The organism is Streptomyces paludis (assembly GCF_003344965.1).
GTDB classification, from domain to species: domain Bacteria; phylum Actinomycetota; class Actinomycetes; order Streptomycetales; family Streptomycetaceae; genus Streptomyces; species Streptomyces paludis.
Genome location: NZ_CP031194.1, coordinates 1,952,449 through 1,973,585 on the forward strand (window position 1 = coordinate 1,952,449; position 21,137 = coordinate 1,973,585).

General features: G+C 73.7%; 17 protein-coding genes. 11 read left to right on the forward strand and 6 right to left on the reverse strand.

Annotated features, from left to right (window positions below; all coding sequences use genetic code 11):
- Positions 1-8: 8 nt before the first annotated feature.
- The 4 genes from DVK44_RS08430 to DVK44_RS08445 all read left to right on the forward strand — a co-directional run bounded on the left by DVK44_RS08430 (position 9) and on the right by DVK44_RS08445 (position 8,086).
- Entirely contained in the window at positions 9-1,280 is a 1,272-nt protein-coding gene (locus DVK44_RS08430) for an ATP-binding protein (protein ID WP_114664995.1), read from the forward strand.
- Positions 1,267-5,301, forward strand: a complete 4,035-nt coding sequence (locus tag DVK44_RS08435; protein WP_228447048.1) for a DUF5682 family protein — start codon at positions 1,267-1,269, stop codon at positions 5,299-5,301. The genes DVK44_RS08430 and DVK44_RS08435 overlap by 14 nt, the downstream gene beginning before the upstream one ends.
- Complete coding sequence (locus DVK44_RS08440) at positions 5,298-7,271, forward strand: hypothetical protein (protein WP_162793723.1); 1,974 nt, start codon at positions 5,298-5,300, stop codon at positions 7,269-7,271. The genes DVK44_RS08435 and DVK44_RS08440 overlap by 4 nt, the downstream gene beginning before the upstream one ends.
- A gap of 113 nt (positions 7,272-7,384) precedes the next feature.
- Positions 7,385-8,086, forward strand: a complete 702-nt coding sequence (locus DVK44_RS08445; protein ID WP_114659086.1) for a SanA/YdcF family protein — start codon at positions 7,385-7,387, stop codon at positions 8,084-8,086.
- Positions 8,087-8,129: 43 nt separating this feature from the next.
- On the opposite strand, the gene DVK44_RS08450 is transcribed toward DVK44_RS08445, so the two are convergent.
- The 3 genes from DVK44_RS08450 to DVK44_RS08460 form a co-directional block, all read right to left on the reverse strand.
- The gene (locus DVK44_RS08450) at positions 8,130-8,666 is read right to left on the reverse strand and encodes a gamma-glutamylcyclotransferase family protein (protein WP_114659087.1); all 537 of its coding nucleotides are present in this window, start codon (positions 8,664-8,666) and stop codon (positions 8,130-8,132) included.
- Positions 8,663-9,043 carry a divalent-cation tolerance protein CutA gene (gene cutA, locus DVK44_RS08455; protein ID WP_114659088.1) on the reverse strand — a complete coding sequence of 127 codons (381 nt, stop codon included), beginning with the start codon at positions 9,041-9,043 and terminating at the stop codon, positions 8,663-8,665. Before cutA ends, DVK44_RS08450 begins: the two co-directional genes overlap by 4 nt.
- Before the next feature lie 87 nt (positions 9,044-9,130).
- On the reverse strand, positions 9,131-9,787 hold the full coding sequence (locus DVK44_RS08460) for an NADPH-dependent FMN reductase (protein ID WP_114659089.1): 657 nt from the start codon (positions 9,785-9,787) through the stop codon (positions 9,131-9,133).
- A gap of 57 nt (positions 9,788-9,844) precedes the next feature.
- Between DVK44_RS08460 and DVK44_RS08465 the strand changes: the two genes are divergently transcribed.
- Complete coding sequence (locus DVK44_RS08465) at positions 9,845-10,630, forward strand: aminotransferase class IV (protein ID WP_114659090.1); 786 nt, start codon at positions 9,845-9,847, stop codon at positions 10,628-10,630.
- Positions 10,631-10,693: 63 nt separating this feature from the next.
- On the opposite strand, the gene DVK44_RS08470 is transcribed toward DVK44_RS08465, so the two are convergent.
- Positions 10,694-11,329: a TetR family transcriptional regulator gene (locus tag DVK44_RS08470; RefSeq protein ID WP_181957428.1), complete on the reverse strand. Its 636-nt coding sequence runs from the start codon at positions 11,327-11,329 to the stop codon at positions 10,694-10,696.
- Between the two features lie 84 nt (positions 11,330-11,413).
- Between DVK44_RS08470 and DVK44_RS08475 the strand changes: the two genes are divergently transcribed.
- From DVK44_RS08475 to DVK44_RS08490, 4 genes are all read left to right on the forward strand, one after another.
- Positions 11,414-12,451 (forward strand): SDR family NAD(P)-dependent oxidoreductase, encoded by a 1,038-nt coding sequence (locus DVK44_RS08475; RefSeq protein WP_114659091.1) that lies wholly within the window; start codon positions 11,414-11,416, stop codon positions 12,449-12,451.
- A gap of 330 nt (positions 12,452-12,781) precedes the next feature.
- Complete coding sequence (locus tag DVK44_RS08480; protein WP_114659092.1) at positions 12,782-13,411, forward strand: hypothetical protein; 630 nt, start codon at positions 12,782-12,784, stop codon at positions 13,409-13,411.
- Between the two features lie 144 nt (positions 13,412-13,555).
- On the forward strand, positions 13,556-14,197 hold the full coding sequence (locus tag DVK44_RS08485; RefSeq protein WP_114659093.1) for a class F sortase: 642 nt from the start codon (positions 13,556-13,558) through the stop codon (positions 14,195-14,197).
- Positions 14,198-14,273: 76 nt separating this feature from the next.
- The gene (locus DVK44_RS08490) at positions 14,274-15,590 is read left to right on the forward strand and encodes a serine hydrolase domain-containing protein (RefSeq protein WP_114659094.1); all 1,317 of its coding nucleotides are present in this window, start codon (positions 14,274-14,276) and stop codon (positions 15,588-15,590) included.
- A 27-nt stretch (positions 15,591-15,617) separates the two neighbouring features.
- Here the strand turns inward: DVK44_RS08490 and DVK44_RS08495 are convergent, their stop codons facing one another.
- A complete protein-coding gene (locus DVK44_RS08495; RefSeq protein ID WP_114659095.1) occupies positions 15,618-16,400 on the reverse strand; it encodes a sulfite exporter TauE/SafE family protein in 783 nt (260 codons plus the stop codon).
- Positions 16,401-16,565: 165 nt separating this feature from the next.
- Here DVK44_RS08495 and nirB point away from each other — a divergent pair, with 165 nt between their 5' ends.
- The gene (gene nirB, locus DVK44_RS08500) at positions 16,566-19,184 is read left to right on the forward strand and encodes a nitrite reductase large subunit NirB (RefSeq protein ID WP_114659096.1); all 2,619 of its coding nucleotides are present in this window, start codon (positions 16,566-16,568) and stop codon (positions 19,182-19,184) included.
- Positions 19,181-19,609, forward strand: coding sequence for a nitrite reductase small subunit NirD (gene nirD, locus DVK44_RS08505; protein ID WP_114659097.1), 429 nt, complete (start codon positions 19,181-19,183; stop codon positions 19,607-19,609). Before nirB ends, nirD begins: the two co-directional genes overlap by 4 nt.
- A 17-nt stretch (positions 19,610-19,626) precedes the next feature.
- On the opposite strand, the gene DVK44_RS08510 is transcribed toward nirD, so the two are convergent.
- Entirely contained in the window at positions 19,627-21,069 is a 1,443-nt protein-coding gene (locus DVK44_RS08510; RefSeq protein WP_114664998.1) for an endo-1,4-beta-xylanase, read from the reverse strand.
- Between the last annotated feature and the right edge of the window lie 68 nt (positions 21,070-21,137).

A 21,137-nucleotide genomic window follows, 5' to 3' on the forward strand; every position in this document is an offset into this window, starting at 1 on the left:
TGATGGGGATGGCAGGCGCGGCGGATGCTCCGGGTAAGGCGGATGCTCCGGGTGGGGCGGCGAAGGGGCATGGCGTGGGACGTGGTGCGGGACGTGACACCGGGCGTGGAGGGGGGCGGTCCGGGCGGCAGGTGGAGCTGCCGGAGGACCGGTTCGCGGCGGAGCTGGCGTTCCTCGCGGCGTACGACACCGGGCCCCGGCCGCCGAGCTGGCGGCTGACACCGCGCGCGGTGGTGCTGTTCGTCTGCGGCTCCGACGGCGAGCCGCTGCGCGCGCCCGGGGGTGAACAGCTGGTCGTATCAAGGAAGTTCGTCGGGGACCGGGCGCTGGTGGAGCGGTGTGTGGTGACGCTCGCGGGAGAGCGCGGGCTGCTTCTCGTCGGGGAGCCCGGCACCGCGAAGTCGATGCTCTCCGAGCTGCTGTCCGCCGCGGTGTGCGGCTCCAGCACCCTCACCGTCCAGGGCACGGCGGGCACGACGGAGGACCAGCTGCGGTACGGCTGGAACTACGCGATGCTCCTCGCCAAGGGGCCGAGCCGGGAGGCGCTGGTGCCCTCCCCCGTCCTCACCGCCATGACGCGCGGCGCGGTCGCCCGGATCGAGGAGGTCACGCGCTGTCTGCCCGAGGTGCAGGACTCACTGGTCTCGCTGCTGTCGGAGCGCCGGATGTCCGTACCGGAGCTGGCGGGTCTGGAGTTCGACGGAGGAGAGGACGGGGAGGGAGGGACCGGCAGAGGCGGCGGTACGGTGCACGCCGTGCCCGGCTTCACCCTGATCGCCACGGCCAACCTCCGTGACCGGGGTGTCTCCGAGATGTCCGCGGCCCTGAAGCGGCGGTTCAACTTCGAGACGGTCGGCCCGATCGACGATCTCGACGCGGAGACGGCGCTGGTACGCGGCCAGGCGACGGCGGCGCTGGTGCGCGGCGGCGCCGAGTTCTCCGTCGACGACACGGTGCTCGAAGCGCTGGTCACGGCGTTCCGGGACCTGCGGACCGGCCGTAGCGCGGAGGGCTGGGAGATCGAGCGTCCGTCGACGGTCATGTCGACGGCGGAGGCCGTCCAGGTGGCCACCTCGATGGGGCTCGGCGCGGCCTATCTCTCCGACGGGCGGGATGTCGTCCGTACGCTGCCGGGCCATCTGCTCGGCACGGTACGCAAGGACGACCCCGCCGACCACGCGCGGCTGCTGGGCTACTGGGACGGCCCTGTGCGGCGCCGGGCCGAGGCGGGCGCCCCGCTGTGGCGGACGCTGTGGGAGCTGCGCGATGAACTGGGCTGAGCGCGGTACGGCGGGGCCTGGCGCGGGTCTTTCGGCGGCGGGTCGTTCGGAGGCCGGTCCGGTGGAGGCCGGGCCGCCGGAGGCGGTGGCCGCGCTCGCCGGGTGCCGGGCGCCGTATCTGATCGGCGTACGGCACCACTCGCCGGCACTGGCCGCGGCCGTTCCGGCGATGCTGGCGGAGGCGGCGCCGGAGGTGCTCTTCGTGGAGTTGCCGGAGGAGTTCGCGCCGTGGCTGCCGTATCTCGCCGATCCGGCGACGGTGGAGCCGGTCGCGCTGGCGGGCGCGCGGGGCGGGGCGGCGGGCGGCGGGCTGGTGTTCCTGCCGTTCGCGGAGTTCTCGCCGGAGCTGGCGGCGATCCGCTGGGCGCGGGACGCGGGGGTGGAGGTCGTTCCGTTCGATCTGCCTCTGGCCGCGCGGGAGCCGGAGCGGGACACGGAGGAGAACGTGGCCCCCGCCGAGTGCGCCGACGCGGATTCCGTGCCGGTGGGATCGCTGGCCGCGGCGCTGCGGGCACGGGCCGGCGGTCGGCCCGGCGACGACCTGTGGGACCGGCTGGTCGAGGCACCGGCCCCCGGATCCACCCCGGAGTCGCTGCGACGGGCCGCGCTGCTGGTCGGCTGGGCGCTGCGGCGGGACGCGGGCACGGTCACCCCGTACGACCTGCGCCGCGAAGCGAACATGCGACGCGTCCTGGCCCCCCACACGGGCCGCCGCGCAGCCGCCCTGATCGGCGCCTTCCACGCGCCGGCACTGCTGCCGGAGTCCGCAGACCCCGGCGCGGGGGGTGAGCCTCGGAGGCGCGAGAGGGTGGTGGTGAGCGCTGCCGAAGCGGAGCGGACGGCGCCGGGGTCGGCGGTGGGGGCTGCGGCCGGGTCAGCCGCCGGGGCTCCGGCCTCGGCCGGACAGGCGGGACCGGCGGGCGGAGCGGTGTTGGCGGCCGGTCGGGAGGCGGGGCCGACTGGCCGGACCGGCGGACCGGACGGAAACCCGGCGGGCCCGGGCGAAGCCTCGGGCGCGAGCCCGGACGCCGGGACCGGCGGAGAGGTCGGGTCATCGGCCGGGACCGGCGGGGCGGGCGGAAACCCGGCGGGCCCGGGCGGGGCCTCAGGCACGAGCCGAACCGGGTCGTCGGGCGGAACTCTCGGGTCGGAGGGGAATCCGACGACCCCAGGCGGAGCCTTGGGCACGAGCCTGGGTGCCGGGGTCGGTGGGGTGGTGACGTCTCTTGTGCCTTATTCGTATGCCTTGTTGGACGAGCGGTCGGGGTATCCGGCCGGGATCAGGGATCCCGAGTGGCAGCGGGGGGTGTTCCGGGCCGGGGGTGATCCTGGGCTTCTCGATGAGTTGCTGACGGTGACGGCGGTTCGGATTTGCGCGGCTGTGCGGGATGCCGGGCATCCGAGTGGGCCGGTCGACGCCCGCGAGGTGGTGCGGGTCGCCCGGGATCTGGCGGCGTTGCGTGGGCTGCCCGCCGCTGGGCGGGGGGAGTTGGCGGAGGCGGCGCAGACCGTGCTCACTCAGGGGCAGTTGCTGGGCCGGGGCCGTGTCGTGGCCGCCGCCATGGAGAAGGTGCTGGTCGGCTCGCGGCGTGGGGCGCTCGCGCCCGGGACGCCTCGCTCGGGGCTCGGCCCGGCGGTGGAGGCGCTGCTCGGCGAGCTGTCGTTGCCCGGACCGGCCGCGCCCGCCCGCCGGGAGCTGCGTCTCGACGCGCACCGGGGCGAGCTGGACCGGCGCCGCGAGCTGTGTCTGCGGCGGCTGGCGGCCTGCCGGGTCCCGTACGGGGAGGAGTCCGAGGTGGCGGGGGTGGGCGACGCCGCCGCGCTGACCACCCGCTGGGCCGTGGCCTGGTCGCCCTCGACGGCGGCGATGCTCGATGTGGCGGGTGTGCACGGGGTGACGCTCGATCAGGCGGCCTCGGGCGCGCTCCGGCAGCGGTGGGCGTCGGAGCGCCGGAGCGGTGGGCCGACGAGCGCCGAGACGCTCGACGGGCTGGCGGACGCGGCGCGCTGCGGGCTGCCCGTACTCGCCGCGGAGCGGCTCGCGGAGACCGCCGCGCTGCTCCCGGCCTCCGGCACCCTGCCCGAACTGCTCGCCGCGCTCGCCCTGCTGGACCGCGTCCGGTCGGGCCATCTGCCGGGGCTGCCCCCGGGCTGGGAGAAGACCGCGCTCGACGCGGCGTACGAGGAACTCGCCGCGGCGGGCGTCCGCGCGCTGGACGGCCTGGCGGGCTCGACGGATCCGGACGACGCGCGGGCGCTGGTGTCGCTGGCCGACCGGGCGGCGGCGCTCGGCGGCGGCCTCCGGCTCGACGCGGCGCTCAAGCGGCTCGACGAGGAGGGGACCGCGCTGGTCCGAGGCGCGGCGGGGGCGGCCCGGGTGCTGCTGGGGCGGCGGGACGCGGCGGAGTTCGGTACGCGGCTGGCGTCCCGCGTGGACGGGGCGACGGACCCGGCTCGCCGCACCGACCTGGCCGGGTTCCTCAGCGGGACCCTGCTGGCCGCCGGTCCGCTGCTGGAGGCGGGCCCCGCGCTGGATCCGCTGCTGGAGCGGGTCGAGGCCCTGTCCGACCGGGGCTTCCTCGACCGGCTCCCCAGCCTGCGCGCGGGCTTCGACACCCTCTCCCCCGCGGCCAGGGCCCGGCTGCTGGCCATGGTCGAGGACCGTACGGGGCACGCGGCGGGCGCCCTCCCCGCCGCCCTGGCCGCCCCGGCGGACCTGGCGCTGCTGGCGGCGGCCGACCTGGCGGGGCGCGAGGCCCTGGCGGCACGGGGGTACACGCCCCCGCCGGAGAAGGGCGGGGATCCGGAGAGCCGGGGGGAGGTGGCGTCAGCCGCCAGTAGCCGTACGGGTGTTGGCCAGCTACCTGCGGGTGGCCCGCCCCCGCTCCCGTCGTCGCACGCGCTCGCGCCCTGGGAGCGGTGGCGGCTGCTGCTCGGCCGGAGCCGGGAGCTGACCGGCGGCGCGGCCCGGATCGCCGGGGCGCTCGACGAGTTGTACGGGTACGGGCGCGGCGAGGGCGCCAGGGGCGAGGAGTCGGCGGGGAGCGGTTCCCGGGGCGGGACCGGTCCGTCGTATCCCGATGTGCGGTCCTGGTCGGAGGAGCTGTCCGCGCTGTTCGGGCCCGGCGTGCGCGAGGAGGTGCTCGCGGCGGCGGCCGACGCGGGCCGGCTGGACGCCGCCCTGGAGCTGGATCCCGCGGCGGCCCGGCCTTCGGTGGAGCTGCTGCGGACGGTCCTGTCGTACGCGGGCGGGCTGCCCGAGCGGCAGCTCGCCCGGTTGCGACCGCTGGTGGCGCGGCTGGTGGCCGAGTTGACGGCGGCGCTCGCCAACCGGCTGCGGCCCGCGCTCACCGGGCTCGCCCACCCCCGTCCGACGCGCCGCCCCGGTGGCCCGCTGGATCTCTCCCGCACGCTGCGGGCGAATCTGGCGACCGCGCGCCGGGACCCGGCGACGGGTGTCGTGTCGGTACTGCCCGAGCGGCCGGTGTTCCGCACCCGGGCCCGCAGATCGGCCGACTGGCGGCTGGTGCTGGTCACGGACGTCTCGGGTTCGATGGAGGCGTCCACGGTCTGGGCGGCGCTCACGGCGGCCGTTCTGGCGGGCGTGCCGACCGTCAGTACGCACTTCGTGGCGTTCTCGACCGAGGTCCTCGATCTCACCGACCAGGTCGAGGATCCGTTGAGCCTGCTGCTCGAAGTCCGGGTGGGCGGCGGTACGAACATCGCGCGGGGGCTGCGGCACGCGCGCGGGCTGGTGACCGTACCGTCGCGCACGCTGATCGTGCTCATCAGCGACTTCGAGGAGGGCGGCCCGGTCGCGCCGCTGCTCGCGGAGGTACGCGCGCTGGTCGACGCGGGCTGCCATGTCCTGGGCTGCGCCTCGCTGGACAACGAGGGCAGGCCCCGCTATTCGACCGGCGTGGCGGGGCAGTTGGTGGGGGCCGGGATGCCGGTGGCGGCGCTGAGCCCCTTGGAGCTGGCCCGCTGGGTCGGGGAACGCGTGGGAGGTGCGGGGCGATGACGACGACGACTGCCGCGTCAGCGGGCGCGGGCGGGGGCGTAATGCCGGACGGTGGGACGGACCCGGGCGCGGGTACGGGCGCGGGCGCGCCGGGTGCCGGAGGTTTGCCGCCGGTGGCTCCCGAGGTGGCGGCCGGCGCCCTCGAACTGCTGCCCACGCGGCTGCGCAAGCGCGTGGACGGCGCGGCGGCCAAGGCGGCGGGCCGGCCGGTCGAGCCGTTCCCGGACGGCGTCCTGGTCCGGGTCACCGAGGAGACGACCGTCACGCTGCGGCTCACGGCCGGGATCGTCGCCACCGAGGCCGACGCGGTGTGCGACTGCCTGCTGGCGCCCGCCTGCCTGCACCGGGCGGCGGTCCTGTCCCTCGCGCCCCTGGCGATGGAGCCGGTCGGGGGCCGGAGCGGGGACCGGAGCGGGGACCCGGACGAAAAGCAGCGGCCGACGGAGGAATCGGTCGCGACCGAGCCGGGTGCTACAGGGCACGGCGCGGCGGGGCACGGCGCGGCGGAGCCGGGAGGTGCCGTCACCGGTGCGGAGCCGGACGCTCGGGTGACGGTGGCGCTCCGGGGGCTGCGGGACGCCGTAACGGCCGTGCTGGTGGCGGGAGTGACGGGGACCGGGGCGGTGCAGCGGGCCGAGTTGCTGCACGCCGCCCACTCCGCGCGCCTCGCCGGGCTGCCCCGGCCCGCCGCGGCCGCGGTGCGGATCGCGCGGCGGCTGGACGAGGCGCGGACCGGTGATCCGGCGTTCCGGCTGGCGGCGCTCTCGGGGGAGCTGGCCGGGCTGCTGGATCTGGTGCGGCGCCCCGCCGAGGCGCTCGCGCCCGCGCGGCGCGGCTACCGGCAGTCGGGGCCGCTGCGGCTGTACGGGCTGTTCACCGAGCCGGTGGTGACCGCCTCCGGATACGCGGGGGCCACCACGTACGCCCTCGCGCCCGACGGCACGCTCCGTACGGTCTCGGACATCGCCCCCGGCGGGCCGGGCCGCGCGCTCCAGGCGTCGGGGACACCGGTGCCGGGTGGCTGCGCGCTGGCGCTGCGGGAGTTGGGGGACGGCGCCGGGGCCATCCTCACCTCGCCGGCGGTCTCGGCGGACGGCCGGATCGGCGGGGGCGGGCAGGTGCGTTCCGTACGGGCCGCCGGTGCCGGCTGGCAGGATCCGCCGCTCGCGGACCGCTGGGAGCGGCCACCGGCCGAGCAGCTCGCGGCGGCGCTCGCCTGGGCGGCCGAGCCCGCCGACACCCGCGCGGTGGGCGGTGATCTGCTGTTCCTGGCGGGGACGGTCACGGCGACGGGGTTCGCGGTGACCGGCGGCCCCACGCTGCGGCTGTCCGCGCCGGACGAGCGGCCCGAGCTGCCCTGGGCGGAGAACGTGGCGCTGCTCATGGCCCGTCCCGGGCTCGCGCTGCGGCTGATCGCCCGGGTCCTTCCGGACCGGCCCGACCGGGTCCACGCGCTCGCCGCGCGCTGGACGGGACATGACGGCGAACCGGTACGGGCGGATCTGGGCCTGCGCCGGCTCAACCGCTCGCACATTCCGCCGGTCGGCCCGCCGGTCCGGGAGGCGGGAGCCACCGATACGGCCGGCTCCCCCACGCCGGTCTCACCGCCCGAGCCATCCTCGCCGTCCTCGCCATCTTCACCGCCCGCGCTCCCCGTCGAGCTGGATCTGCTGCGCAGGACCGTGGAGCGGGCGGTCGCGGGCGGCCGGGCGGTGACGGCCGCGGCGGCCGACGGTGAACTCCCGCGCCGGCTGCGGGCCGTGGGCCTGACCACCGGTGCCCGGCTCGCCGAGGCGCTGACGGAGGCGGCGGCCGACCGCCGTCATGACGCCCTGGGCCGGCTGCTGCCCGCCGACCCCGAGGGCTTCGCCCTGGCCTGGCTTGCGGCGGCCGTCTACAGCGGCGCGGCGGCCGAGTCGCTGCTGCTGGCGGCCTGGAAACCGGCCGTCATATCCAGCGAAGTGAACTGATCAGCGGTTTTCGTCGTCTTATACACGTCGGACACGTCGGACACGTGGGACACGTTCGTCACACGGGCACCAGACACCGGAACCACAAGCACTCCAGCACGGGGGGACACCACATGCCACTGCCGAAGCCATGGACGTGGCCGGCGCGCCTCTGGCGCACCCAGCGGGGGCGGCGCCTCACCGTGCAGGCCGTCATGCTCGGCTGCGTACTCGCGCTGCTGCCGTCGACCTGGCTGTACGCCGCCGCCGACAGCCGGGTCCGTACGGTCGCGGACGTACCGGCCCGGGATGTCGCCGTGGTCTTCGGCGCCGGGCTGCTGTCCGGCCGCCCGACACCGTATCTCGCGCACCGGCTCAACACGGCGGCCGAGCTGTACCGCACGGGCAAGGTGAAGGTCGTGCTGGTCACGGGGGACAACAGCCGTGCGGAGTACGACGAACCGGACGCCATGCGCACGTATCTGGTGAAGCACGGCGTGCCGGACGAGCGGATCGTCAGCGACTACGCCGGCTTCGACACCTGGGACTCGTGCGTACGGGCCCGGAAGATATTCGGGGTCGAGCGGGCGGTCCTGGTGACGCAGGGGTTCCATATCCGGCGCGCGGTCGCGCTGTGCCGGTCGGCGGGCATCGAGTCGTACGGTGTCGGGGTCGCCGAGCCGCACGACGTGACCTGGTACTACGGCGGGATACGGGAGATATTCGCCTCGGGGAAGGCGGCGGCCGACGCCATGGTGCGCCGGGACCCCAAGTTCCTCGGGCCGACGGAGCCGGGGGTGACCGAGGCGCTGGCGACGCACGAGGACAACGACTGACGGGAGCCGACGGGCCTTGTTGATGGGCCTTGTTGGGCCGCCTTCACGTATTTCTCTCGCCCGTCCTTCGTCTCTCCGCCTCCATCGCCTCCATCGCCTTCATCGCCTTCATCCAGTCGCCTCCCTCGATCCGCCGTCCGCTCGCCCGCAGTTCGCGGGCGATCCGGGGAGCCGCCAGATAGACCCAGGCGCGGGCCGTGGCTCCGGTGGCGAGGTGCACGTCCCGGGCGACCCGGTCGTACACATTGCCGGGGTGGCCGGGGGCGAGGTAGTCCTCCAGTTCGTCGAGCGCGGCAAGGAGTTCGTCGTACCGGGCCGGTTCGGCCGTGACGAGTTCACCGACGACGACCGGACGGGGAGGCTCCGTCACGGTCTCCCGGCTCACGGTCTGGCGGCTCGTGGCATCTCTGCTCCTGGCCTCCTCGGTCGCGTACGGGTAGCCGGGGCCGTCGTACAGCAACGCGCCCGCGAGCAGGGCCGGTTCCTCGCGGACCGTACGGCCCGCGAGGAAGCGGTCGTGGTAGAAGCCACCGGGCCGCAGTGTGCCGTAGACGAAGAAGGGAAGGTGCGTGATGGTCATGGCGCCGTGGTCTCCTCCGTGACCCAGGCCAGATACGCGGCGCCGCCGCGTACCACGGGGACCGCGATGATCTCCGGCGTGTCGTAGTCGTGGGCGCCCGTGAGATGGGCTTCCAGCTGCTCGTAGCGGGCGGTGGTGGTCTTGAAGAGGATCTGCCACTCCTGGGTGGTCTCGATGGCGCTCTGCCAGCGGTAGACGGAGGTGACCGGCGCGGAGATCTGGGCACAGGCGGCGAGGCGGGCCTCGATCACGCCCCTGGCCAGCTCCTCGGCCTTCTCGGCGCTGTCGGTCGTGGTCAGCACGGTCAGATGGCCGGGCTCGGCCTTCGCGGCGACGCTCTCGGCGGAGTTGTCGGCTGCGTTGTCGGCTGCGGTCATGGGGTGGCGGCTCCTTCGGGTACGGGTCCGGGTAAGCGGGCGGGCGGGCGGCGGTCGTACAGCACGGTACGGCTCCGCCCGGCCGTCTCACGCCGCGTACGGCCGGACCGACTTGGCCTCCCGCAGCGCCAGCGCCCACCAGGCGAGCTGGTCGAGCATCGCCTTCGCGGCGGCGTCGGCCTCGGTGGGGTCCTTGGGCCGGCCCTCGCCGTCGAAGTGCGCGCCCGCGCGGTGGAAGGAGACGGTGTCCCGGACGGTGACGGCGTGCAGTTCGGCGAAGACCTGACGCAGTTGCTCGACCGCGCGCAGCCCGCCGGAGACCCCGCCGTAGGAGACAAAGCCGACCGGCTTGGCCTGCCATTCGTGGAAGTGCCAGTCGATCAGCGACTTGAGGGGCGCGGGGAAGGAGTGGTTGTACTCGGGGGTCAGGACGACGAAGGCGTCGGCGGCGGCCAGCCGAGGGGTGACCTTGGCGAGTTCGGCCCGGACGGCGGGGGCGGGCCGGAAGGAGAGGGCGGTGGGCAGATCCAGCTCGGCGATATCGATGAGATCGGTGAGATCGGCGCGGAAGTCGGTGTGCCCGGCCGCGCGGGAGAGAAACCAGTCGGCGATGACCGGCCCGAAGCGGCCCTCACGGTTGGTGCCGAGGATGACGGCCAGTCTCAGCGGCCGGCTCCCGGGCAGGGGCGGGTTCTTGTCGCCGCTTCCCCCAGCGGCGCTTTCGTGCTCCGTGGTGAGTTCCATGGAGCGATGCTCATATGTCAACCAAGGTTGAGGTCAACCCGGCATACGCTGGTCGGCATGAACACCGCACCTGAGTTGCTGATCGAGATCGACGGCCGGCCCGCCACCGAGGCCGAACTCGCCCGCCGCGCCATGGACACGTACGGGCACTTCACCGCCCTCCAGGTCAGAGACGGCCGGGTGCGCGGCCTGGATCTGCATATCGCCCGGCTGGACGCGGCGAGCCGGGAGCTGTTCGGCTCGGAGCTGGACGGCGCGCGCGTACGGTCCGCGCTGCGGCACGCGCTCGGCGGGGTACGGGACGCGGCGGCCCGGGTGTACGTGCACGAGGCGGCCGGCGGGGCGGGGCTGACGCTGATGGTGACCGTACGGCCGCCGGTGTTTCTGGCCGAGCGGGCGCAGAGCCTGACGTCCGTCACGTATCAGCGGCCGTTCGCGCACCTCAAGCACCTCGGCGGCTTCGCGCAGATCCACTACGGCCAACTCGCCCGGCGCGCGGGCTTCGACGACGCGCTGCTGACCGGTCCGGGCGGGGTGATCTCGGAGTCCGCCATCGCCAACATCGCTTTCTGGGACGGCGATTCGGTCGCCTGGCCGGCCGCCCCGGCCCTGACCGGCACCACCATGGCGCTGGTCGAGTCGCTGCTCCCCGAGGCGGGCATCCCCTCCGTCCACCGGGAGGTCACTCTCGCCGACCTGCCGCGCTATCTGACCGCCTTCGTCTGCAACTCCCAGGGGATCGCGCCGGTCGCGCGGATCGACGAGACGGTCTTCCCGGGGGACGAGCGGCTGATGAAGACGGTGCGCGGGCTGTACGAGGATGTCCCGTGGGACGCGATCTGACAGAACGCGATCGGATGGAACGGGATCGGATGGCGCCGGAATCGAATGGCGCCGGCTCCCCGGCTACCGCTGTCGTGACGCGTGGCCGGACGGGTCGACGGCGTCCAGCGCCGGGGCGATGACGGCGAAGGCCCGGTCGACCAGTCCGGCCAGATCCTCCGTGCCGTCGCTGTCGCTCCACCGTCGCAGCACCGCGTCAAACGCGGTCAGCGCCATCCCGGCGGCCATCTGCGGATACAGCTCGGCACCGGGGTCGAGCCCCAGCCGGCGCGCCAGCTCCGCCGTCAAGTCGTCGCACCACTGCGCCCGGAGCTCCAGGAAGCGGGCCAGCAGGGCGGGGGTGCGCAGAATCAGCTGAACCACCGGCAGCACCCGCTCGATGTGGTCGCCGCAGGCGGCGACGGACACCCAGACGGTGTGCCGCAGCGCCACGGAGGGGGACTCCTCGGCGGGCCTGGTCGCCAGCTCCGCGCACATCCCGGTGCCCATGTCGGCCAGGAACTGGACGACCACGTCCTCCTTCGACGCGAAGTACCGGAAGAACGTCCGCCGGGACACCCCGGCCACGGCCACGATCTCGTCGATGGTGACCGCGTCGAAGCCCTTCACCGCGAGTAGTTGGAGCGCCGCTTCGGTCAGCTCTCTCGCGACGAGCTGACGTTTGCGCTCGGCCATGCTCACTTCGGGGCGGAAGCTCATCGCGCCATCGTAGCGCCCTCGTACACATCATGCCTCGCGTGGCATCGTAAGCACGTCTTGACACTCTGTGCCACCAGTAGCAGCATGTGCCATATGACGCGTAAGACACAGCGGCGGCGCTGGACCGTCGAGCAGATACCGGACCAGACCGGGCGGGTAACCGTCGTGACCGGCGCCAGCAGCGGCCTCGGCCTGGCGACCGCCCGGGCGCTCCACCACCGGGGCGGGCGGGTGATCCTCGCGGTGCGCGACGAGGAGAGGGGCCGCCGGGCGGTCGCGGAGATCACCGCGGCCGGACGGATCGGCGCGGCCGAACGAGCGGGAGGCTCTCCCGAATCTCGCCCTCTCGGATCGCGCTCTCCCCAATCGCGCCCTCTCGACCCGTCCCTCCTGGAGGTGCGCCGGCTCGATCTGGCCGACCTCGACTCGGTCCGGGCCTTCTCCGACCGGCTGCACAGCGATCACGCGCGGCTGGACGTGCTCATCAACAACGCCGGGGTGATGGCGCCGCCCCGGACGCTGAACGCCCTGGGCCACGAGTCGCAGTTCGCCTGCAACCACCTCGGTCACTTCGCGCTCACCGGGCTGCTGCTCGATCTGCTGACCGCCGGGCGCGACCCCCGTGTGGTCACGGTGAGTTCGGTCAACCACCGGCAGGGGCGCCTCCGCTTCGACGACCTCGACGGCGCGCGCGGTTACGCGCCCATGGCCTTCTACAACCAGTCGAAGTTCGCCAACGCCGTCTTCGGGCAGGAGCTGCATCTGCGGCTGACCGAGGCCGCCAGCCCGGTGCGCAGCCTGCTCGCGCATCCCGGCTACACCGCGACCGGCCTCCAGTTGAACGGGCCGACCGGGATCTGGCAGTTGCTGCTCGGCCGTATCGGCAACCCGCTTCTCGCCCAGTCCCCGGCCGCCGGCGCGCTGTCCCAGCTGTACGCGGCGACGGACCCGGAGGCGGTGGGCGGTGAGTTCATCGGACCGGACGGACCGGCCGAACTGCGCGGCGCGCCCACGCGGGTGCCGCTCTCCCCGGCGGCGGCCGACCCCGAGACCGGCCGGCGGCTGTGGGAGGTGTCGGAACGGATGACGGGCGTACGGTTCGCGTTCCCGGCCACCGCCTGAGCGGCCGACGCCGGGGCAGCCGACGCCGGGGCAGCCGACGCCGGGGCGGCCGGAGCCGGAACGGCCACCTCCGGAACCGGGGCAGCCAAAGGTGGCAGTCGCTTCCCGCGCGGACCGCGCCCGCCGCGGTCACCCGTTCGGCGCGCGGCTCCCCCCGGCGTCGTACGGCACCCACCACAGCCGCCCTGACCTGCGGCAACGGCTCGGCGCAAGCGGGACACGCGGACCGTCGGCGGCGGATCTGATTCTCCATCAGCAGGCGTGTCCGGTGGCGGGCGCCTTATCTCGGAGGTGACGACACACCGCGCTGTCTGCCCCGGAGGATCCGCCATGCGCCGCCCCACCGCCCGTCTGCTCACCGGCACCGCGCTGGCGGTCGCCTCGCTCGGCCTGACCGCCGCGGGCGCCACGGCGGCGTACGCCGGGAACGACTGGGACTCGGACCGTTCCAGGGACTCCGACCACTCCCGGGACGGCCACTCCCGGGACGGCCGGTCCTGGGACTCCGACCACTCCCGCGACTCCGGCGGCCGGTCCTGGGACTCCGAGCGGCTGGAGCTGTCCCCGCGGACGGCCCGCCCCGGCACGACCGTGACCGTCTCCACCAGGGCCTGCGGGCACGACGGGCACGGCAGGGGCGACGCCCGGGACCTCCGGGCCGGGGAGTTCCGGCTGGACCCGAGGGGGCACAAGGAGATCGCGACCGGGCAGTTCTGGGTACCGGACGACGTACGGCCCGGCACCCACAGCGTGCACGTACAGTGCGACAACGGCCGGCAGGCCCACGGCGAGCTGTACGTCGAGCACGGCGGGCCGCGCGGGCATGTACGGACCGGGGTGGGCGGCAGCGTCGCGCCCGACACCCCTCAGATCGCGGCGGGCGCGGCCGTTCTGGCCGGCGCCGCCGCGGGCGGGACCTGGCTCCTGCGCCGCCGGGCGAGCGGCGCGCAGGGAAGCTGACGGGGCGGCGGCACGCACCCCGCCCCCGGTTCCGCCCCGCGTCCCCGCCCCCGTCACGCTCATCGCTGACGGGGGCGGGGAACTTCGTAGTCCGTTTTCCGTACTCCGCTCTCTCCGTACCTCCCTGATCCCGGAGGCCGCTCCATGACCACCACGGCCGGCAGGACCGGTAAGCGCGGCGGCTGGTTCGTCGTCCTCGCCCTCTGCACGGGGGTCTGGCTCGTCCACAACGGGTTCCAGCCCGTCACCCCGCCCATGCCGTCCGCCGCCCAGGCGTTCGCGGCCGGGCCCGGCCACCACACGGAGGCCGCCGCCGATCCCCTGTCGCCCGCCGCGCCGGTCGCCGTCCGTATCCCCGCCATCGACGTCGACGCGCCCGTCCTGGGGCTCGGGCTCGCGCGGGACGGCAGCCTCGACGTACCGCCGGCCGGCAACGGCAATATCGTCAGCTGGTACAAGGACGGCGCCTCCCCCGGCGCCAAGGGCACCGCGATCGTCGCCGGGCATGTCGACAACGCGCGCGGCCCGGCGGTCTTCTACGCCCTCGGCACCCTCAAGAAGGGCGCGCACGTCGAGGTGGCCCGCTCGGACGGCCGTACCGCCGTCTTCACCGTCGACGCCGTCGAGGTCTACGAGAACAGCGACTTTCCCGACGACAAGGTGTACGGGTCCACCGACCGGGCGGAGTTGCGGGTGATCACCTGCGGCGGCAGCTTCTCCGCGAAGACGGGCTACCAGGGCAACGTAGTGGCGTACGCGCATCTCATCGGGGTCCGCAAGACCTGAGAGTGGGGTCCTCCCCACTCCGGAGACCCCCGGCAGCCGGATGGTCCGTCCCGCCGCGCCTTCCTAGCGTTGCCCCATGCCCGCAACGCCATCGAACACGAAGCGCCGTATCAGCGACCGCGCCACCCGCCGTACCAACCGTCCTGCTGATCGCCGCACCACCCGCCGCACCACCCGCCGATCCGCCGCCGCGCTCGCCGTCGCGCTCCTCGCCGCGCTCGTTCCCGCGCAGGCCCAAGCGGCGGCCCCCGTCCCCCCGCGCGACCGCCTCCAGCAGGACGCCGACGCCCTGCGCGACGCCGGGGTCACCGGGGTGTCCGTACGGCTGACCACGCCTCGGGGCGTACGCACCGTCCGCAGCGGCGTCGGTGATCCCGGCGCCGGGCAGCCGCCGCCGGTCAACGGATACCTGCGGCTCGGGAGTACGACGAAGACGTTCGTCGCGACCGTCCTGCTCCAGCTCGCCGGTGAAGGGCGGCTGTCCCTCGACGACACCGTGGACCGGTGGCTGCCGGGCGTGGTCCGGGGCGCCGGGAACGACGGGCGCCGGATCACCCTGCGTCAGCTGCTCCAGCACACCAGCGGGGTGCCGGACTACATCGGTGATGTGGTCCCGGACTTCAGCGCCCGGGGATATCTGCAGAACCGTTCGACCACCCACACCTCGGCGCAGCGCGTCGCCTTCGCGATGACCCATCCGCCCGCCTTCGCGCCCGGCACCCGCTGGGAGTACTCCAACACCAACTACATCCTGCTCGGGATGGCGATCGAGGCGGTCACCGGCCGCTCCTGGGAGCAGGAGGTACGGGCCAGGATCATCCGTCCCCTGCGTCTCACCCACACCTACTCCCCCGGCAACGACCCCGCGCTCCCCCGCCCCCACGCCCGGAACCACCAGCAGTTCGAGCCGGCCGGACCGATGACCGACACCACGCTCGCCTATCTCCCCTTCGACGGGGACGCCGACGGTGCGCTGATCAGTACGGCGGCGGACACCAACGCGTTCTTCGCCGCGCTGCTCGGCGGGCGGCTGCTGGCGCCCGCCCAGCTCGCCGAGATGCGCCGGACCGTCGCCGTACCCGACGAGCACGGCGCCGTCCCCGGCGCGCGGCATGGGCTCGGCCTCCGCTGGACGCCGCTGACCTGCGGCGGCGGGTACTGGGGACACAGTGGCACCGGTATCGGCTACATGGTGTGGCCCGCCGTGATGAGCAGGACGGACAGGACAGGCGCGACGGGCAAGACGAGCAAGGGATCAACGGGCGGCGGGCTTACGGCCGTCACCGTCTCCGTGCACAGCCGGCCGGGCGACGAGGACACCGCCGTCCGTCAGCTCAAGGGCGTCATCGACCTGGTCGACCACGCCCTCTGCGCCGCGCCGCACCACCGCTGAGCGTGGGCACTGGGCGGCCGGACCGGCTCACCCCGTCCACTGGTCGAACGCCAACTTCGCCACCAGGGAGAACACCACCACCAGCAGCACCCCCCGCACAAACCCGCTCCCCTTACGCAGCGCCATCCGCGCGCCCGCCGTGCCGCCCGCCAGGTTGAAGAGCGCCATCAGACCGGCCAGCCGCCAGAGCACCGCGCCCTGGTACGCGAACATCGCCAGTGCCCCGGCGTTGGTGCAGACGTTCACGATCTTCGCGGTGGCCGAGGCCCGGACCAGATCGAGAGAGAGCACAGCGGTGAGCCCCAGTACGAGAAACGTTCCCGTGCCCGGTCCGAAGAGGCCGTCGTAGAAGCCGATCCCGCCGCCGACCAGCACGATCGCGCAGACCGTACGGGCCCGGCCGACCGGTTCGCCGGCCGGGCGCGCCGTGCCGAAGGACGGCCGTAGCAGCACGAAGGCCGCCACCCCCAGCAGCACCACCATGATCACGGGCCGCAGTACCTCACTGCTGATCCCCGCCGCGAAGAACGCGCCGACCGACGAACCAGCCAGCGCCATCAGCCCGATCCGCAGCGCCATGCCCACATCGACCGAGGTTTTACGGAGATACGTGAGGGTCGCGCCCGAGGTCCCGACGATCGCCACCGCCTTGTTCGTCCCCAGGATGTGCGCGGCCGGGGTGTGCGGCAGCCCCAGCAGGAACATCGGCAGCAGAAGCAGCCCGCCGCCACCCACCACGGCGTCGATCCAGCCGGCCGCGGCGGCGGCCAGACAGAGGACAACGAGCATGGTCAGGGATATGTCAGGCATGACCGCGACTTTATCCGCCCCCTACTCGCGCCCCTCCGTCCCCCGCTAGCACCCTCCTCTGTCCACACCCCTCACACCCCCTCCCCGTCCCCGCTGAGCGCAGTGTTCCGTGCGGGAAACTGCCGCGATGCGGCCGGGTAACAGCCGCCGACCAGGCTCTCCGCCATGAGCCGTCCTGGAGAGCCCCCTCTGATCCCGCCGCCCGCACCGCCCTCGGCGCCCTCGGCGCTGGCGCCCGCCACACACCCCACCATCGTGGTCGTCGGCCACGGCATGGTCGGCCAGCGGTTCCTGGAGGCTCTCGCCGAACGCGGGGTCACCGCGCGGGCGCGGGTCGTGGTGCTCGCCGAGGAGCCGCGGCCCGCGTACGACCGGGTCCGGCTGACCTCGTACTTCTCCGGTTCCACGCCCGACGATCTCGCGCTCGGGGAGCCCGGCTTCCTGGACCGCCACGGCATCGAGCTGCGCCTCGGTGACCCCGTCGAGTCCATCGACCGGGCCGCGCGCACGGTCACCTCGCGCTCCGGGCTCGTCACCGGTTACGACACGCTGGTGCTGGCCACCGGCTCCGCGCCGTTCGTGCCGCCGGTCCCCGGCAAGGACGCGACCGGCTGCTTCGTCTACCGCACCATCGAGGATCTGCTCGCGATCGAGGCCTACGCGGCGACGGCGCGCACCGGCGCGGTCGTCGGCGGCGGGCTGCTCGGGCTGGAGGCGGCGGGGGCGCTCAAGGGGCTCGGGCTGGCCACGCACATCGTGGAGTTCGCGCCCCGGCTGATGCCCGTACAGATCGACGAGGGCGGCGGCGCGGCCCTGCTCCGTACGGTCGAGTCCATGGGCCTGGCCGTGCACACCGGCGTCGGCACCCAGGAGGTGATCGCGGACGCGGCGGGCGCCGTCACCGGGATGGCGCTGTCGGACGGCACGAGGCTCGCCACCGACCTCGTCGTCTTCTCGGCGGGCGTCCGCCCCCGGGACCAGCTCGCGCGGGACGCCGGGCTGACCGTCGGCCCGCGCGGCGGGATCGAGGTCGACGAGCGGTGCCGTACGTCGGACCCGGCCGTCTTCGCGATCGGTGAGTGCGCGCTCGCGTCCGACGGACGGGTGTACGGGCTGGTCGCGCCGGGGTACGAGATGGCCGCGACCGTCGCCGACGAGCTGGCCGGGCCGGCGGAGCGCCCGGGACCCGGCTTCACCGGCGCCGATCTCTCCACCAAGCTCAAGCTGCTCGGCGTGGACGTCGCCTCCTTCGGGGACGCGCACGGCGCCGCCCCGGGCTCCCTCGGCGTCGTCTACTCCGACGCGCGGGCCGGGATCTACAAGAAGCTGGTCGTGGATCCGGACGGCGTTCTGCTCGGCGGGGTGCTCGTCGGGGACGCCGACCTGTACGGCACGCTGCGCCCGCTCACCGGTTCCGTACCGCCCGTCTCCCCCGAGCAGCTGGTGCTGCCCGCGGGCATCGGCGCGCCGCCCGCGCTCGGGCCCGACTCCCTCCCCGACGACGCGGTGATCTGCAGCTGCCACAACGTCACCAAGGGCGCCATCTGCGCGTGCTTCTCCCTCCCCGAGGTGAAGAAGTGCACCAAGGCGGGTACGGGCTGCGGCAGTTGCGTCAAGGTCATCGGCCAGCTCCTCACGGCCGCCGGCAACGGCCCGGCCGACAGCGGGCTGTGCGGCTGCTTCCCGTACACCCGCGGGGAGCTGTACGAGATCGTGCGCACCCTGCGCGTCACCTCGTACGCGACGCTCCTCGACACACACGGCCGCGAGGGTGCCCGGGGCGGTGACGGCTGTGAGATCTGCAAGCCGACGGTCGGCTCGATCATCGCCTCGCTCGCTCCGACGCTGGGGGTGAGCGGTTACGTACTGGACGGCGAACAGGCGGCGCTCCAGGACACCAACGATCACTTCCTCGCCAATATCCAGCGCAATGGTTCGTATTCGATCGTGCCGCGTATCCCGGGCGGGGAGATCACCCCGGAGAAGCTGATCGTGATCGGTGAGGTGGCTCGGGACTTCGGGCTGTACACGAAGATCACCGGCGGCCAGCGGATCGATCTCTTCGGCGCCCGGGTGGACCAGCTGCCGCTGATCTGGACCCGGCTGGTGGACGCGGGCTTCGAGTCGGGGCACGCGTACGGCAAGTCGCTCCGTACGGTCAAGTCCTGCGTCGGGCAGACGTGGTGCCGTTACGGCGTGCAGGACTCGGTGCGGATGGCCATCGATCTGGAGCTGCGCTACCGGGGTCTGCGCTCCCCGCACAAGCTGAAGTCGGCGGTGTCCGGGTGTGCGCGGGAGTGCGCCGAGGCGCGCGGCAAGGACTTCGGGATCATCGCCACGGCCAACGGCTGGAACCTCTACGTCGGCGGCAACGGCGGCGCGGAGCCGCGCCACGCGGAGCTGCTGGCGCAGGACCTCAGCGACGCGGAGCTGGTCCGGCTGATCGACCGGTTCCTGATGTTCTACATCCGCACGGCCGACCGGCTGGAGCGCACCTCGGCCTGGCTGGAGCGGATCGAGGGCGGGCTCGACCACGTACGGGATGTGGTGGTGCATGACTCGCTCGGGCTCTGCGCGGAGCTGGAGCAGCTGATGGCCTCGCATGTGGCGGGCTACCGCGACGAGTGGGCGGAGACCATCAACGACCCCGAACGGCTGCGCCGCTTCGTCTCCTTCGTGAACGCTCCGGACGCGCCCGACCCGTCGGTGAAGTTCGTCCCCGAACGGGATCAGGTCAAGCCCGACCTGGTCTTTCTGACTCTGGAAGGAGTGAGTGCCCGATGAATCACGACTCTGTCAATCGCGACGCCTCGCTGGACATCCGGCTCGCCGACGGCTCGTGGTACGCGGTCTGCGATCCGGCCTCGCTCACCCCCGGCCGGGGTGTGGCCGCGCTGCTGCCCGACGGCCGGCAGGTGGCCGTGTTCCTGGACCGGGCGGGCCGGCCGTACGCCCTCTCCAACCGGGATCCGTTCTCCGGGGCGTATGTCCTGTCCCGGGGGCTGACCGGCAGCCACGAGGGGCGGCCGTTCGTGGCGTCGCCGCTGCTGAAGCAGCGGTTCGAACTGGCGACGGGCCGGTGCCTGGACGACGAGGAGATCGCCGTCCAGGCGTACGAGGCACGAGTACGGGTACGGGTACGGGCCGAGGCTCCTGCGGAGGTACGGGACGCGGAACGGACGCCGGAGCGCGTGCCCGCCGTGCCGTAACAGCGGCGGCGGGCCCGTCAGCCCAGGGTGCAGGCGGTGCCGTTGAGGGTGAAGGCGCTCGGGGCGGTGTTGGTGCCGCTCCAGGCGCCGTTGAAGCCGAAGTTGACCGTGCCGCCGGCCGCGATGGCCGCGTTGTAGCTGAGATTGACGGCGGTGGCCTGCGCGCCTGACTGGGTGATGGTGGCGTTCCACGCGGAGGTCACACTCTGGCCGGAGGGCCAGGTCCAGCCCAGGTTCCAGCCGTTGACCGGGGACGAGCCGGTGTTCTTGATGGTCACACTGGCGGTGAAGCCGGTGTTCCACTGGCTCTGGTTGGCGTAGGTGACGGCGCAGCCGGTCGTACCGCCACCGCCTCCACCGCCGCCCGAGCCGTCGTCGGTCCAGCCGAGGGCCTCGGCGATACCGTAATAGGCGGGCTTGGGCTGGTAGTTCTCGTTGTACGGGGTGGCCGCGCCCTGGCCGGGGAAGACGTCGGGCACCCAGGACACCGCGTCGCTGAAGCCCCAGACGGTGATGCCCTTGCAGCGGGCGACGGCGAGGCAGGCGTTGGTGACGGCCTTGAAGTCGGCCTTCTGCTGGGCGAGCCGCTCGGTGGTGGCGGGCAGGGTCATCCGGATGTCGAGTTCGGTGATCGCGACGTCGAGGCCGAGATCGGCGAAGCGCTGGAGGTTGGCCTGGAAGGTGGCCGGCACCTGGCCGATGATGAGGTGGGTCTGGAAGCCGACGCCGTCGATCGGCACGCCCTGCGCCTGGAGCCGCTGGACCAGGGAGTAGAGGCCATTGCTCTTGGCGCCGGTGGCGTCGGTGTTGTAGTCGTTGATGTAGAGCTTGGCGGCGGGGTCGGCGGCGCGGGCGGCGCGGAACGCGTCGGCGATGTAGGACTCGCCGAGCTGGGTGTAGAACTTGCTGGCCCGCAGGGTGCCGTCCTCGTTCAGCGCCTCGTTGACCACGTCCCACTGGTCGATGCGGCCCTTGTAGCGGGCGGTCTGGGTGGTGACGTGGTCGGTCATGATCGTGCGCAGTTCGTCGTTGCCGAAGGTGCCGTTGGCGAGCCAGTTGGGCAGCTGGCTGTGCCAGACGAGCGTGTGTCCGCGCACCTTCTGCCCGTTGGCGGCGGCGAAGCTCATGATCTGGTCGGCGCCGGTCCAGCTGAAGCTGCCGCGGGTCGGCTCGACCGAGCCCCACTTCATCTCGTTCTCGGCGGTGACCGAGCCGAACTGGGCGGCGGCGACGCTCCCGTGCGTCCCGGTGAGCCGCCCGGCGGGGAGGGCGGTGCCGTAGTACTTGCCCTTGGCGGTGGCCAGGTCGCGCAGAACGGGGTCGGCCGCGTGCGCGGGGGCGGCGAGGCCGACCATGGCGACGGCCACGGCGGTCAGCGCGGAGAGAGCCGTGGCGGCGCGGGTGGCGGCGGCGCGGGGCAGGACGCGGAGTCTCGCGGTTCTCGTTCCGATCGTTCCCATCGTGCTCATGGCGGCTCCTACAGTTTCGGAAAGTTTCACGGAAGTTTCGAGCGCGCTGGTTCGGAAGG